The following is a 13,884-nucleotide window of genomic DNA, read 5'->3' as shown; positions in this document are numbered from 1 at the left end:
CCAGCCAGGGAGCGAGCGCGGTGAGTCCACGCCTGACCTACCTGTTGCGGGAGGCCATCAACGGCCTCGGACGCAACCTGCTCATGACGATCGCGGTGATCCTGTCGGTGTTCGTCTCCCTGACGTTGCTGGGGTCGTCGATGCTGTTCCAGGACCAGGTCGAGGTCGCCACCGACGAGTGGTACGGCAAGATCGAGCTGTCGATCTTCCTGTGCGACGGTCGTAACTGCGACCCGATCACCCCCGACCAGCAGGAGCAGCTGCGCGCGGATCTCGGTCAGGATCCGCTGGTCGCTCAGGTCTTCTACGAATCCAAGGCCGAGGCCTACGAGTCGTTCAAGCGGATGTTCAAGGACCAGCCCGACTTCGTCGAGTCGGTCACGCAGGACGCCCTGCCGGCGTCGTTCCGGGTGAAGCTGGTCGACCCCCAGCAGTTCAGCGCGATCTACGAGAAGTTCAAGGCGCGTCCGGGCGTGGAAGAGGTCGTTGACCAGCGTGAGACGCTCAACCCCATCTTCGCGTTCATCGACAAGGTCCGTATGGGGGCGCTGGTCGTGGCGATCGTCCAGCTCGGCGCGGCGTGCGTGCTGATCGTGAACACGATCCGCGTGGCGGCCTTCGCCCGCCGCGAACAGACCGGGATCATGAAGCTGGTCGGCGCGTCCAACTGGTACATCCGGCTGCCGTTCGTCCTCGAGGGCGTGTTCGCGGGGTTGGTCGGGGCGCTCCTGGCCTGGGTCGTGCTCCTCCTGACGGTCCCGGCGATCGCTTCCTCGCTGCGCGCCACCGTCAGGTTCATGCCGTTCATCGGGTTGGACGAGGCCGTGCGGGTCGGTCCCGTGCTGCTGGCTGCAGGTGTGGTCATCGCGGGGATGTCGTCGATGGTCGCGCTGCGGCGCTTCCTCGACGTCTGACGTCTCGAACGCTGCAGTCCCGCAGTTGAGGCTGCGCCGGGGTCACCCCGTCCACGGCGTCAAGGAACCCCCCCACGCGGTCGATACCTACCCGCGCCCGCAGCCCGCCTGTGGATCGGCGATAGAGCCTGTTATTCGTGTGTTACCGTGTGGCTCGCATGACCTCGTGTGTGGCCGTGTGGCTCGGGTGGCGTGGGGAGGAGGTTCGTGTGGTGACGCGCCGTGCCGGTCGGCTGACGCGGTTCGGAGCGTGGCGCCTGGCGCTCGCGGCCGCCGTGATCGTCACGGCGCAGACCGCCGCGATGGGCCAGCCGTCGTCCCCCACCGCCGAGCACCTGCGTGAGACACGCGAGGAGCTCGACCGCGCCCGGTCCGGCTTGGAAAGCGTGGAGGCGCAGGTCGGTTCCGTGGCCGCGCAACTGCAGGTCATCGACACGCAACTGGCTGCCGCCTCCCGAGAGCTCGCCGCCCTCCACACGCAGCTGGGCACCGCCCGCGACGCGCACTTGGCGGCCGCCGCCCGCACCGCGGAGCTCACCGTCCGCCTGGAGTCCGAGACCCAACGGCTCGAGCGTGTGGTCGCCGAGCTGCAGGAGCGTGAGCGTCGGTTCGGCCGCCGCGTCGCTGCGACCTACAAGTACGGCACGGTCTCATACGCCGACGCCTTCGTGCAGGCCCAGGACTTCAGCGACTTCGTCACCAGCTACCACTACGTGCGTTCGGCGCTCGACTTCGAGGAAGCGCTGATCGACGAGGTTTCCGCGCTGACGCAGGAGGTCCGCCAGCAACGCGCTGAGGTCCACAGCATGCGGCAGGACGCGGTGGAGCAGCGCCAGACCGCTGCGGAGGCGGAGGCGGAGGTCAGGCGGCTGACCCAGGAACAGCGCGCGCTGACCGAGCGCGTCGCCGCGGACCGGGCTGAGCGCGCCAAGACGCTGTCCGAGCTGGAGGCGAGCAGAGAGAGCCACGAGCAGCTCGTCAGCACACTGCAAGCCGAATCCGACCGGCTCGCGGCGGAGCTGCGCCGCTCGCAGTGGCGCGCTGGGGCTGCACCGGGTGCGGGTACGCTGGCCTGGCCCACCGACGGGCGCCCGGGTTCGGGGTACGGATGGCGTACCCACCCGATCTTCGGGACCCAGCGCTTCCACGCCGGCGTCGACATCGCCGGGCCCATCGGCCAACCCATCGTCGCGGCGGCGGACGGCCTGGTGGTCGGGGCCGGGTACCGCGGCGGGTACGGCCTCACCGTCGTGATCGATCACGGGGGCGGGCTGGCCACCCTGTACGCCCACCAGTCCCGGCTGGCGGTGTCCCCGGGGCAGCTGGTCAAGAGAGCCGAGAAGATCGGCGAGATCGGCTCCACCGGGTTCTCGACCGGGCCGCACCTGCACTACGAGGTCCGCGTGGGCGGTGAGCCCCAGGACCCGATGCGCTGGTACTGACGGGCGCGGTAGGGGCTCGCCGGTAGCCTCGGGTCGTGTCAGGGTCCAGCAGCGAACGCAGTCACGGCGACCGCACGGTCGCCGTGAACCGTCGGGCTCGCTACGACTACGACCTCGGCGACCGGTACGAAGCCGGCCTGGTCCTCGAGGGCACCGAGGTCAAGTCCCTGCGGCAGGGCAAGGCCTCCCTGGCCCAGGCGTGGGTCAAGATCGACGAGTCGGGCGAAGCCTGGCTGATGCAGGCACACATCCCCGAGTACGAGTACGGCCACCGACGCAACCACGACCCCACCCGGCCGCGCAAGCTGCTGCTCACACGCCGGGAGCTGGACCGGTTGGTCGGCGAGTTCCACAAGACGGGGAGCGCCCTGGTGCCGACCGAACTGTACTTCCGCGACGGGTACGCCAAGTTGGCGTTCGCCGTCGGACGCGGCAAGGCCAAGCACGACAAGCGGCGGGACGTGGCCCGCCGCGACGCCCAGCGGGAGGTCGAGCGGGCCCTGAAGCAGCATGGCCGGCGGTAGGTGTCGCGACCGGACGTTCGGCTGACCGAACGGCGATGTGGGGCGGAACACCGCCGGGCCATGTGGCGTTACGCTTGGTGCGTGCCGGCCGATCTGGCCGTTGCGCCGATCGTTGACAACTGCAGAGCGGCCCACAACGTAAGAGACCTGGGGCTGAACGGCTTCGACCGTAGTCTTAGCCGGCGCCCGGGGAGCGAGCCGAGGAGCCGACGCTGCCTCGTTAATCCGCGCCGGAAACCAACAACTGCCGACCAAAACCTGGCGGTGGCGGCCTAAGAAGGTCCGCCTGTCGGACTCCTGACGCCCTGTAGGGAGATCCCGGCATCAGAAACAGGGCTCGACCGGCTGACCTGGCCACCGGGTCAGCCGGGAAACCGCAGGTGGCTAGGGATCCGAGAGCTGCCTGGCTCCGGAGCACCGGATCCCGAACCTGATCCGGAACCTACGCTCGTAGAGCCTCAGCGTCGGGATTGCGGGACCCGGGTTCGACTCCCGGCAGCTCCACCAGACGCCGCCAGAACGCACCCGCGACGGGCCACCAAGGGCCTGACCGGGCAGGGCACCGCCTGCATGAAGGCCGCAAGGGCCCTCAACGCGGCGTTGTCCACGCGTCATCGCTTCAAGGGCCGCTCTGCCCCGCGATCGGTGAAGGTCGAGCCTGCGACCCCGCGACCCGGTGTCGCGGGGTCGTTCGGTTCTAGGGCCGTCGACCCGGATCCGTCCCACCGTGTCGCCAGCTCACCCGTAACGAACGAGGGCGTCCCATGACTCGCCTTCGTCCTCGGAAAGTGCGATGACCCCGCCCGCCGCGACGTAGAGCCGGTCCTCGTGCGCGAAGAAGGCTTCCGGGAACCCACCCAGCGAGGCGCCTTCCTCCCAGATGGCGCCACGGTCCTCGCTGCGCCACAACACGCCATCGACGCCCACCGCCCAGACGACGTCACCATCCGGCCATGCGGGCCGTCCCAGTGACGGGGCGTCGATCTCCTCCCAGGTGCGCCCGCCGTCGCGGCTGCGTGCGACCGACGTGTCACCGCGGCTCTCGGCGATCGTGGCGAGTACCTCGTCGGGGTCGTCTGGCGCGACCGCGAAGTCGAGGATCCGCACGGTGCTGCGCTCCTCCCAGTCGCGGCCGTCGTCGCTGACCATGAAGGCGCTGTCCGCGGTGTTCCACCCGTAGACCTTCCCGTGCGCGGCCGACAGCGCGTGGAAATCGGCGCCCCCGAGTAACGACACGCTGCGCCAGGTCGTGCCGGCGTCGGTGGTCTCGATCAGGCCGAGCTGTGGCGGCAGGTCGCCGCCGGACGGGTGTCCGCTCGCGAGGAAATGGTCCTCGCCCACGACCGTGAAGCCCATGAGGTCGTGGAAGTACTCCCCGACGCGCTCTGGCTCTCCGGATCCCGACAGGCGCCACAGGCCGAAGTGGGTCGCGACGTAGACCAGGCCGTCGGCCGGGTTCACGCCGAGCCCGTGGACGTGAGCCAGACCGGGATCCTCGCCCTCGAGCGGCGCTGCGGGCAGAACCTCCCCCTCTTCGACCCGTGAGCCACACGCCGCGAGCAACATCGTCGACAACGCGACCAGTGCCAGCGTCACCGGGCGCCGTCGAGCGGTGGAAGGCCTTGTCCCTCGGATGACGCTCACGGCAGTTCCTCACCTGGATGTGGGAGCCTGTGTCGGACCGCCGCGCGGCCCGCTGGCTCCAAGCTCTCGATTACGACGCGGCAGTAGGATATGGGCGCGCTCGCGACGCCACGAGCTCGCGACGCCACGAGTCTGTCCACGACAGTCTGACCACTACTCGACGGTAGTATATGGTGCGGCCCGGCGAACCGATGGAAGGTCAACGGATGCGACGTTCACGCCACGCTCTCTCGGGGCTCCGCCGCCTGAAACTGGCGGTCGCTGGGATCGCTCTGGTCGCCGTCGGAGGACTCGGGCTCTTGGCGGCCATCCCCGCGACGGCGCATGCCTGGGCGGGGCAGGCAGGCGCCTCGGACGGTGATTCCCACAGCGTGATGCACCGGATGATGGACGCCATGCACGGCGAGGGAACGGCCGAGCGCATGCACGAGCTCGAGGGCGTCGACGAGATGATGGATCAGTGCGCCGGGATGATGGACGCCATGGGTGGCATGTCGAACATGATGCGGGGCATGTCGAACGGCGGGATGATGGGCGGGATGATGAACGACCGTGGCTCGGGCATGGGCGGCATGATGGGACGGTGAGCGGCGCGGCCCGGATGCTTCCAGCCCGCCGCCCACCGGGCACGACGACAGGGGCGTGACATGCCGATGGACGGGATGATGAACGGGATGGGTTGGGTGTTCATGTTGTTCATGCTGCTGGTCACCCTGCTGTTCATCGCCGCCGTCGTCGCAGGGGTGTGGCTGCTCGTTCGGGCCGTCCGCGACGGAGCGGGCGATCCGCGCGGTGGTGGTGGCCCCGCCCGTCGAGGCAGCGACGGCGGAGGCTCCAGGGCGCTGGGCATCCTCGAGGAGCGTTACGCGCGAGGCGAGATCGATCACGAGGAGTTCGCGCAGCGTCGTCGCGCACTCAGCGAGTGACGCTCGCGGGCGGCCAGACGACGAGGCAACCGGATCCGCGGCCACGGCGTGCTGGGCAGGGGATCGCCATCGGAACCGGCACCGACGCGGCCATCGAGTCGAGCGATCTCACACTCATGTGCGACGCGCTGGACGGCGTCGTGACCGCCATCGACCTGTCGCGGCAACCGCACGATCCTCCAGAACCTTTTGTGGGCGCTGGCTACAACACCACCGCGATCCCGCTCGCGGCCGTGGGCTGCTCAACCGATCATCGCCGGCGCCGCCATGGCGTTCTCTTCCGTCAGCGTCGTCGTCACCAACTGGCGCCGGCTGCGCCGCTTGGGCCGGCGCGCCACGTGACCGGGTGACCTGCCGGCCACCGCGCTACCGCGGGTGGATAGCCGAAACCTACTACGCGTGTGTAGCATCCCCGGGCGAACGGCCGTCAAGCGATACGGAGGGGCCATGAAGGTCTTCGGGACGTGCATCGACAGTGGGTGGTAGGTGGGCTCGCCGCCGTCGGTCTCGGTATCTGGGTGTTCACGCCCGAGGCCATCTCAGCGGCGTTGCCGCTCCTGGTCCTAGTGCTCGCGATGTGCCCACTGTCGATGGTGGTCATGATGAAGGCCATGAACGGCATCACAACGCCAAGCAGGGCCAGCAACCGCCGGTGTAGGTAGCCCCGGCCACCGCGGCGACGGTGACCGCCACGTCCGACGTCGGCTCGGCGGCTCCGACGACGACGACCGTCGCCGCGGGCGAACCGGGCGACCTCGGCGCGGGCTACTCGTCAACCGCGACGACCCACAAACGGCGCGTCGATCGTTCACGTGTCAGCGGTCCCTGGTGGCCACGTTGACGCCCACGACGGCCAGAACGATTCCGCCGAACTGGCCGATGACGTGGTGCTGGTCGAAGGGAAGGATGACGATCCCGAGGCTTGCACCCAGACTTCCGGACACGAACAGCACGAGGCCGAGGACGGCCAGGGCCCAGCCGATGTGCTTGGTGCGGGCGGCGCGGGCGCGAGGGTCGGGCCGCTTCGCGCGGCGGATGGCCTTGGGCGGACGGGGCTTCTACGGTCGGGCATCGATCGGCTCTCCTCGGTCGGTCGGTTCCTGGACCGGCGGCTGGGTGAAGGGCGGGCGCCACGCGCGCTCGGCTCGCTTCCAGGGTCGCCGGAGCAGGAGCCACGCGGTCAGCGCCGCGAGCGTGGCGAGCACCGCCCACTGCGAACCAGTCAGGGCCAGGTAGCGGCGGTCCTCACGCAGGAAGTCTGTGGCGAGCCGCGACAGGCCGTACCCGTACACGAACACGGTGACGAAGAAGCCGTCGAACCGCGGCCGCCGTTCGAGCATCAGCAGGACCGCGAACAGCAGCGCGCCGGCCAGGACGTCGAACAGCGCCGTCTGGTACACCGCTTCGGCGAAGCAACCCTGGGTGGGCGCGACCGCCGCCTGGAGCGGGTAGGACTGGGGCGGGACGTAGCCGAACGAGTTGGTCGCCGCCACCCACCAGTTGCCGGTGCAGCGCCAGGCGAGCGGAAAGCCGGCTGCGGGGGCGCCGATATGGTCGCCGATGGCCAGGTCACCCAGGCGGCCCACGGCCAGGCCGGCGGTGAACCCAACCGCCGCCGAGTCCATCAGCAGCGCGGTGCGGTAGCCGCGGGTGCGGACCAGCGGCAGCGCCGCGATCACCCCGCCGGCGATGCCGCCGAGCAAGGTGAGCCCGCCGTGCCAGATCATCAGGATCTGCAGCGGGTCGCGCGCGTAGACGTCGAGGTGGTTGACCACGTAGAACAGCCGCGCGCCGACGATCACGCCGATGGCGACGCGGAACAGCACGTCCTGAACCGCCTGGGAGACGTCCTCGACCTCGACCCCGAGACCGCGCAGTTGGGCGCGTCGGATCATCAGCCACGCGCCGAGCAGGAAGCCGGCGGCGATGCCGATGCCGTGCGGCGAGATGGCCAGGTCGCCCACGATGGGGATGCGCTCGAGGATCGGCCACTCGAGGGCGGCGAGGACCACGGGATCTCCTGGCGTGGTGGTGACGGCGTGGGTGACGCTGCTACGACGGGTCGGTAGCATATCGGCGTACTACTGACCTGTAGCATCCGCCCGGGGGAGCCGGCCGGCACGAGCACGCGGAGGGCGCCGTGAAGGTGTTGGGGATGTGCATCAACAAGAAGGTCGTCGCCGGCCTCGCCGCGGTCGGGCTGGGCATCTGGTGGCTCGCGCCCGGCGCCATCGGCGCGGCCATGCCGTTGCTGCTGATCGCGATCTGCCCGCTGTCCATGGTCTTCATGATGAAGGCCATGGGTGGCATGAACGGCCAGCATCACGCGCAATCCACCGGGGCAACCAGATCCACAGGCGAACCGACGGTGCCCGCCGGTCAGCTCGCGCTGCCCCTCGCCGGTGACGACGCCCAAGGGACACCAGCCGCGACCGCCGACCCCGCCTGGGAGCGACACGGCCCACCCGCCCACAACATCGAGGACGCTCCGGATACCGCCAAGGGCTCCACCGTGCCGACCGCCTCCGACGTCCCGGCCGACACCGCACCGCCCCGCTGACCCGCAGGCCGCGCCAGCCCGTCTTCTCGAGGTCCGTCCATGGACTCCAGCGTCCTCCTCGGCGGCTCCGCCATCGCCGCGGTCGTCGCCGGCACCATCGCCCTGCTGGCGCCGTGCTGCTTCTCGGTGATGTTGCCCGCCTACTTCGCCAGCTCGGTGCAGAACCGCCGCGCGCTGGTGGGCATGACGTTCCTGTTCGCCGCCGGCGTGGCGACAGTGATCCTCCCGCTCGCGCTCGGTGCGGTCGCGCTGCGCCGCCTGCTCGTCGAGGGCCACACCTACGTCTACGTCGGCGGCGGCGTCATCGTGCTGGCGCTGGCCGCCTACACGCTCGTCGGCGGTGAGTTGCGCCTGCCGATGCCCGGCCGCGCCCCGGCAGGGCGGACCGGACCGTGGGGCGTGTACACGCTCGGGACGTTCTCGGGGGTGGCCAGCGCCTGCTGCGCGCCGGTGCTCGCCGGAGTCGTGGCGCTGGCGGGCGTGGGCGGCAGTCTCGCCGCCGGCGCGGGTCTGGGTCTGGCCTACGTGTTGGGGATGGTCGCGCCCCTGTTCGTCCTGGCGCTGGCCTGGGACCGCTGGGGCGAGCGGGCCGCACGCCTGCTCAAGCCGCGCACGTTCACGTGGCGCATCGGCCCGCTCCGGCGCAGCCTCAGCGGCTCGGCGCTGGCCAGCGGCGTGCTGCTCGCGCTGATGGGTGGCGGGATGATTTGGGTCGGCGTGGCCGGCGAGGCGATGCCCGCAGCCACCGGCTGGCAAGCCAACTTCACCGTCGCGCTGCAGCGCGCCGGTCGTGCCGTCACCGACGCGCTCGGCTGGGTGCCGGCTTGGGCAGCCGCGCTCGCACTCGTCGGCACAGTCGCGGCGCTCGGGCGGCTGGCGTGGCGCCAGACCCGCACCCACGCCGACCTGGCCTCCACCGACGCACCGACCTGCTCCGCCGCGGCGGACGACACCGACAACCCGGAGACGACCCGTGCCCACATCGACGCGTAACCGCGCCCGGACCCGCAGGCGGCCCGGGACGAAGCAGCCACAGCGCTCCGGCCGCCGCTGGCTGACCGCGCTCGTCGTCGCCGGCATCGTCGGCCTGGTCACCGCTGCGATCTTCCTGGGGAGCGGTCCCGGCGGCGGCGACGCGGCCGGGGCCCAGACCGGACCTGGCGGCTTCACCTACCAGGTCGGCGAACCGGGCGCCGGCGAGCCGGCGCCGCCGATCCAGCTGCCCGCAGCCAGCGGCGGCAGCTTCGACCTCGCCGACGCGCGCGGCGAGACGGTACTGCTGTACTTCCAGGAGGGCTTGATGTGCCAGCCCTGCTGGAACCAGCTCACCGAGATCGAGTCGCACTGGGGTCGGTTCGAGCAGCTCGGCATCGACCGGATCGTTACCATCACGACCGACCCCCTCGGCGCGCTGGGCCAGAAGGTCCAGCTGGAGGGCATCACCTCCACCGTGCTGTCCGACGTGGACAAGCAGGTCTCGCCCGCCTACGACACGCTCGCGTACGGGATGATGGGCGGCAGCCACAACGGCCACAGCTTCGTCGTGGTCGGCCCGGAAGGCGACATCGTCTGGCGCGCCGACTACGGCGGCGCTCCCGACTACTGGATGTACCTGCCGGTCGACGCGCTGCTCAACGACCTGCGCGCCGGGCTCAACGGCGACAGCGAGGGCGCGTAGTGGAGGTCGTCCTGCTCACCCAAGAGCACTGCGCGTTCTGCGACGACGCCAAGCGGATGCTCGACCGGCTCACAGCCGACTACGATTTTACCGTCCGCGAGGTCGACCTCGGCTCGCCCGAGGGTGAGGCGCTCGCCCGAGACGCCGGCGTGCTGTTCCCCCCGGGCATCGTGGTCGACAGTGACCCGGTCTCCTACGGGCGGCCATCCGAACGGAGGGTGCGCCGCGAGTTCGATCGCCGGACCGTCGCGCAGAGGTAGGTAGCCATGAGCCGCGGCGCCGACGGCCTCCGAACAACGGACCCGCCGCAGCAGCGGCCGCACGCGCTCCCCTGGGGACGGTGGCTGGCCCTACCGAATCTGGGCGGCCAAAGTGCTCGTGATCAACCTCTAGGCGTCGTGGTGCGTGACGTGCGAGGAGGAGCACGACGACCTGATCCTGTCTGCCCAGCGCTACCGACAACCCGCGCGGAGGCTCGGTGGATGCTCCGCGGTGCGAGGTCTCATCGTCAAGGGTGCGCGGCGCCAGCCCCGCACGATGAACTCAAAAGCCTCCTCCGAGGCCGTCGGTACGGTAGCGACGGACGTCGACGGAGGATCTGTGCGAGCGGAGCAAGCGGGTGTCCTTGCAACATGGCCGCCGGCAGCGTGCCCCAGAGCTTCATCCCGATCCGCCGCAGCGACCTCATGGACCTGCTCGGTGGCGATGGTCGGCCCGAGCCGTGGGAGCAGGACCGCCGACCGGGTCGCCCATGTCGTGCAGGCAGTCAAAGAAACAGATGAGGTCATAGCCGTCACCCCGATAGTCCTTCGCCGAGGCCACCTGGAAGCTGACCCGGCCTGGACGCCGGCTTCGGCCGCCCGCTTGCGGGCGGTCTCGATGGAGGCGTCGTGGTAGTCGAACCCGACGAAGCTCGAGCTGGGGTGGCCTCGGCCGGCACGATGGTTGAGGCGCCGTGGCCGCAACCGACATCAGCGACTCGAGCCCCCGTCCGCAGCTTCGCTTCGACCCCTTCAAGCGCCGGGATCCATTCGCTGGTCAGGCTGCCGCGGTACAGCGGCCTGGAGAACTCCTCCGTCCCGGTGAACTGCCGCGGGTCGTGTTCGTGCATGCACACCGACCAGCCGGGATGCCATCATGCACGCTGTGGTCGGCACTGATCAGCCAGCGGAGTGCCTTCATGAGTCCCCGCCACAGCGGCCCGGCGCGGACCGAACTCGGTCACCCGGAATTTTCACGATGAGCCGGTGGCAAGCTCGGTCAAGACGAGGAGCCTCTTGGCGGCGCTGAAGCGCGTGCGCACGTGACCAGCGTCAGCAGCGGCCGGCCGCGGGGCCGCGCATCCCGCCCGAAGAGCCTGACATCGTCCGGCAGCGTCACGCATCGCGGTCCCCGTACCGCATCACGTACTCGATGATGTGGCCGGGATTGACGATCTCCTGGCGGGCGATGCGGCCGTGGCCGTCCAGCCAGACGGTGAACAGCATCCGTGAGCCGGGCAGGTAGAAGGAGAACGAACCGTCGTCACGCGGGCGGACGTCGGTGACTCCGCCACCGGCGTAGGGCATGAGGTCGATGAACTTCTCGCCGCCCAGTTCCAGCCCGCCGCCGGTCGCGTCGGTCGGCGTGCGCCGATCCGGACCGCTGCGTACGTCCTCGTGGATGCGAACCGTGTCGACCTGCCGCATCGTGGTCACCATCCGGTCGAAGCGATCGGGCTCCTCGGGTGCTGGCGGCCAGGTCAACGTGAGGTCGAGGCCTCCACCGTCACGGTCGGGAGCGTCGGCGACGACGCTGACGACGGTGTCGCCTTCGGGCAGGTCGAGTTCCTGGGTGAAGCAGCCGGCGCCGCAGCTGCGGGGACGCAGGTCGACGTTTGTGCCGTTGGGGAGGTGTGCGGTGGCGCTCAGGGAGGCGCCGTCGAAGCCGCCAGCCGAGCCGAGCACCTCCAGGTCGATGCGCCCGTCGCCGGCTCTGGCGTCGATCATGAGCGTGCCGGCGAGTCCGGCCGCCCGGGCGGTCGGCCCCTGGATCGGTGCCGGCCCCAGGAGGTGGTCGACTGGCTGCACCGGTGCCGGGGGAGCAAGGTTGACCAGCAGCGCCGCCGCGGCGAGCGCGCCGATCACGCTTACCGCCTCGACGGAGGTGACGTGGCGCAGCCGCGATGTGCGTTGGCGAGGCAGGAGCCGGCGGCGGGCGAGCAGGGCGAGAGCGAGCGCCGCGGCCAGCAGCGCCGACTTCACGAGCAGGACCTGCCCGTAGCCGGTCGTCGATAGGGCGTCGAGGGACGGGACGAGGCGGACCGCGGCGACGATGCCGCTGGCGGTGAGTACACCGACGGTCGCGGCCGCGAGCCGGGAGTAGGCCCACGCTCCGGCCAGGACCTGGCGACGGTGACCGGCGGGCGTGCGCCACAGGACGGCGACGAGGTAGGCGAGGCAGCCTGCCCACAGCGCTGCCGCCCCGAGATGGGCGAGGTCGAGCGCGGCGCCGGCCAGCCCGTCGTTCGCAGCCGCGTGGCTCGCGGTGGCCCACGCGGCCGCGGCGGTCAGCAGGACACCGCCGGCGATCCACGGTGGGCGTGCTGAGAGCCCGAGCCCGGCGACGAGCGACGTGGCCACGACGCCGAGCCGGACCGGGTCCACGGCGACATCCGGCGCCGCGGCACGAAGCAGCGCGGCGGCCAGCGCTGCCGCCGCACCGGCGCGGAACCAGCCGGGCCCCGCGAGCAGCCGGTCGCTTCCCGCGGTGCCGGTGACAAGGCGCGGTCCGAGGAGGCCGCCGGCCGCGGTGGCGAGACCAGCGAAGAACAGCCAGGTCGACAGCAGCGACGACGTCGACGTCGAGGACGGGGCTGGGGAGACGGCGGCTGGGACGGCGTCATCCACGCCGACGGCGAAGGCGAACTCGCCGGCCGTCCGGTGGTCGTCCACCGCGGAGGCCACGTGCCACGAGACGACGTAGATCCCCGGCTCGAGGTCGGGAAGCTGCGTGCGCACGACTCGGGAGGCCGACTCGAGGGCCGGTGCGGGAAGCCTGAGCTCGTCCGCCCCGTCGCGGCGGACCGTCAGCTGTGTGGCGTCCCCGGCCAGCTGCTCGCTGAACTGCAGCGACACGCTTCCAGGGGGCTCCGCCAGTCTGGCACCTGCGGCCGGTTCCGTGGCGGCGAGGAACGAGTGCGCCGCAGCGGGCATGGCGCCGAGAGCGACGATGACCAGGGCCGTGCAGACGACGGGCAGCAACCGAGCACGGGCCCGATCCGCGATCCCTCGCCGAGCGCGGCGACCAACGACTCGGTCATCGGCGACTCCCCGCCCGGGCTCGCGCCATGGGCGCACTCAGTTCCTCTTGGCCAAGGAGACGCCCGCCAGCCCGAGGACGACATCGCCGAGCTGACCGACGACGTTGTGACGGTCGAACGCAACGACGGTGAACCCGAATGCCGATCCGAGCTGCGCCAGCTGCGCGTCCGAGAGCACGGCAGCTGCTCGTCGCCCGAAGCCCGGCGGCCACGACGGGCGGTCGCCGTGTTTGCGATGACGGAGATGCGTAGGGCTCATCCAGGTCTGCGCGCGCGGAGCAGCTCGACGATGCCCAGCCTGCGCCGTTCGACATGGTCGAGCACGAACCCGGCCCGCGGGACGGACTCGAGCGGCTCGCGCGTCAGGTGGTCGCAGAGCAGGCGGACGAACAACGGCTCCAGCAGCCGCTGTCCGGCGCGGATCACGGTGACCGGGCTGCCGACGTGTTCGAGGAGCAGCAGCACACCGCCGGGCTTGAGGACCCGGTAGGACTCCGCCAGAGCCTGCTGCTCGTCGGGGATACTGCACAACGACAGGGTCGACACCACGGTGTCGAACGAGCCGTCGGCGAACTCGAGCGCTTGCGCGTCGCCGGCCCGCAGCTCAACGTCGAGGGCGAGGTCCGCCGCCCGAGCCCTGGCGACGTCGAGCATCTCTTCGCTGACGTCGATGCCGACGACAGACGAGGCCGAGGAGTACAGGGCCAGGTTGCGCCCGGTGCCGACCGCGAACTCGAGCACGTCGCCGTGTGCCTGACCGCAGACCCACTCACGCCCGCCGCGGAAGAGAATGCGTTCCCAGAACGCGATCATGGTGTCGTAGCGGCTGGCGGCGCGGTCGTAGAGGTCTCGGACGCGCGCAGTCGATGTGTCGAGCTCGGACAAGCGGGCGTTC

The 13,884-nt window shown here is 70.7% G+C and carries 15 protein-coding genes and 1 other RNA gene; 11 read left to right on the top strand and 5 right to left on the bottom strand.

Annotation, left to right across the window (positions count from 1 at the left end):
• The first annotated feature begins 20 nt into the window (after window positions 1-20).
• From ftsX to ssrA, 4 genes are all read left to right on the top strand, one after another.
• A complete protein-coding gene (gene ftsX, locus KY462_06675; GenBank protein ID MBW3577410.1) occupies window positions 21-914 on the top strand; it encodes a permease-like cell division protein FtsX in 894 nt (297 codons plus the stop codon).
• A gap of 212 nt (window positions 915-1,126) precedes the next feature.
• Window positions 1,127-2,356 carry a peptidoglycan DD-metalloendopeptidase family protein gene (locus tag KY462_06670; protein MBW3577409.1) on the top strand — a complete coding sequence of 410 codons (1,230 nt, stop codon included), beginning with the start codon at window positions 1,127-1,129 and terminating at the stop codon, window positions 2,354-2,356.
• Window positions 2,357-2,391: 35 nt separating this feature from the next.
• Entirely contained in the window at window positions 2,392-2,880 is a 489-nt protein-coding gene (gene smpB / locus KY462_06665; GenBank protein MBW3577408.1) for an SsrA-binding protein SmpB, read from the top strand.
• Window positions 2,881-3,029: 149 nt separating this feature from the next.
• Window positions 3,030-3,387: a transfer-messenger RNA gene (gene ssrA, locus KY462_06660) on the top strand.
• Window positions 3,388-3,618: 231 nt separating this feature from the next.
• On the opposite strand, the gene KY462_06655 is transcribed toward ssrA, so the two are convergent.
• Complete coding sequence (locus KY462_06655; GenBank protein MBW3577407.1) at window positions 3,619-4,524, bottom strand: hypothetical protein; 906 nt, start codon at window positions 4,522-4,524, stop codon at window positions 3,619-3,621.
• A 299-nt stretch (window positions 4,525-4,823) separates the two neighbouring features.
• Here KY462_06655 and KY462_06650 point away from each other — a divergent pair, with 299 nt between their 5' ends.
• From KY462_06650 to KY462_06640, 3 genes are read left to right on the top strand one after another with little or no spacing between them, the layout of a single operon-like run.
• Window positions 4,824-5,111 carry a hypothetical protein gene (locus KY462_06650; GenBank protein ID MBW3577406.1) on the top strand — a complete coding sequence of 96 codons (288 nt, stop codon included), beginning with the start codon at window positions 4,824-4,826 and terminating at the stop codon, window positions 5,109-5,111.
• A 60-nt stretch (window positions 5,112-5,171) separates the two neighbouring features.
• Complete coding sequence (locus tag KY462_06645; protein ID MBW3577405.1) at window positions 5,172-5,450, top strand: SHOCT domain-containing protein; 279 nt, start codon at window positions 5,172-5,174, stop codon at window positions 5,448-5,450.
• Complete coding sequence (locus KY462_06640; protein ID MBW3577404.1) at window positions 5,447-5,800, top strand: hypothetical protein; 354 nt, start codon at window positions 5,447-5,449, stop codon at window positions 5,798-5,800. The genes KY462_06645 and KY462_06640 overlap by 4 nt, the downstream gene beginning before the upstream one ends.
• Window positions 5,801-6,508: 708 nt before the next feature.
• On the opposite strand, the gene KY462_06635 is transcribed toward KY462_06640, so the two are convergent.
• On the bottom strand, window positions 6,509-7,462 hold the full coding sequence (locus KY462_06635) for a prolipoprotein diacylglyceryl transferase (GenBank protein MBW3577403.1): 954 nt from the start codon (window positions 7,460-7,462) through the stop codon (window positions 6,509-6,511).
• Between the two features lie 143 nt (window positions 7,463-7,605).
• On the opposite strand from KY462_06635, the gene KY462_06630 reads away from it, so the two are divergent.
• From KY462_06630 to KY462_06615, 4 genes are all read left to right on the top strand, one after another.
• Window positions 7,606-8,010, top strand: coding sequence for a DUF2933 domain-containing protein (locus KY462_06630; protein MBW3577402.1), 405 nt, complete (start codon window positions 7,606-7,608; stop codon window positions 8,008-8,010).
• A 39-nt stretch (window positions 8,011-8,049) separates the two neighbouring features.
• Complete coding sequence (locus KY462_06625; protein ID MBW3577401.1) at window positions 8,050-9,003, top strand: cytochrome c biogenesis protein CcdA; 954 nt, start codon at window positions 8,050-8,052, stop codon at window positions 9,001-9,003.
• A gap of 61 nt (window positions 9,004-9,064) precedes the next feature.
• Window positions 9,065-9,688 (top strand): redoxin domain-containing protein, encoded by a 624-nt coding sequence (locus KY462_06620; GenBank protein MBW3577400.1) that lies wholly within the window; start codon window positions 9,065-9,067, stop codon window positions 9,686-9,688.
• Window positions 9,688-9,948 carry a glutaredoxin family protein gene (locus tag KY462_06615; GenBank protein MBW3577399.1) on the top strand — a complete coding sequence of 87 codons (261 nt, stop codon included), beginning with the start codon at window positions 9,688-9,690 and terminating at the stop codon, window positions 9,946-9,948. The genes KY462_06620 and KY462_06615 overlap by 1 nt, the downstream gene beginning before the upstream one ends.
• A gap of 1,116 nt (window positions 9,949-11,064) precedes the next feature.
• Here the strand turns inward: KY462_06615 and KY462_06610 are convergent.
• The 3 genes from KY462_06610 to KY462_06600 form a co-directional block, all read right to left on the bottom strand.
• Entirely contained in the window at window positions 11,065-12,930 is a 1,866-nt protein-coding gene (locus tag KY462_06610; GenBank protein ID MBW3577398.1) for a copper resistance protein CopC/CopD, read from the bottom strand.
• 96 nt (window positions 12,931-13,026) lie between these two features.
• Complete coding sequence (locus KY462_06605) at window positions 13,027-13,167, bottom strand: hypothetical protein (GenBank protein ID MBW3577397.1); 141 nt, start codon at window positions 13,165-13,167, stop codon at window positions 13,027-13,029.
• A gap of 77 nt (window positions 13,168-13,244) precedes the next feature.
• Entirely contained in the window at window positions 13,245-13,874 is a 630-nt protein-coding gene (locus KY462_06600) for a class I SAM-dependent methyltransferase (GenBank protein ID MBW3577396.1), read from the bottom strand.
• Window positions 13,875-13,884: the final 10 nt, after the last annotated feature.

This window comes from Actinomycetota bacterium (genome assembly GCA_019347675.1).
GTDB lineage: Bacteria > Actinomycetota > Nitriliruptoria > Nitriliruptorales > JAHWKO01 > JAHWKW01.
This window is presented reverse-complemented; position numbering and strand designations above follow the sequence as displayed.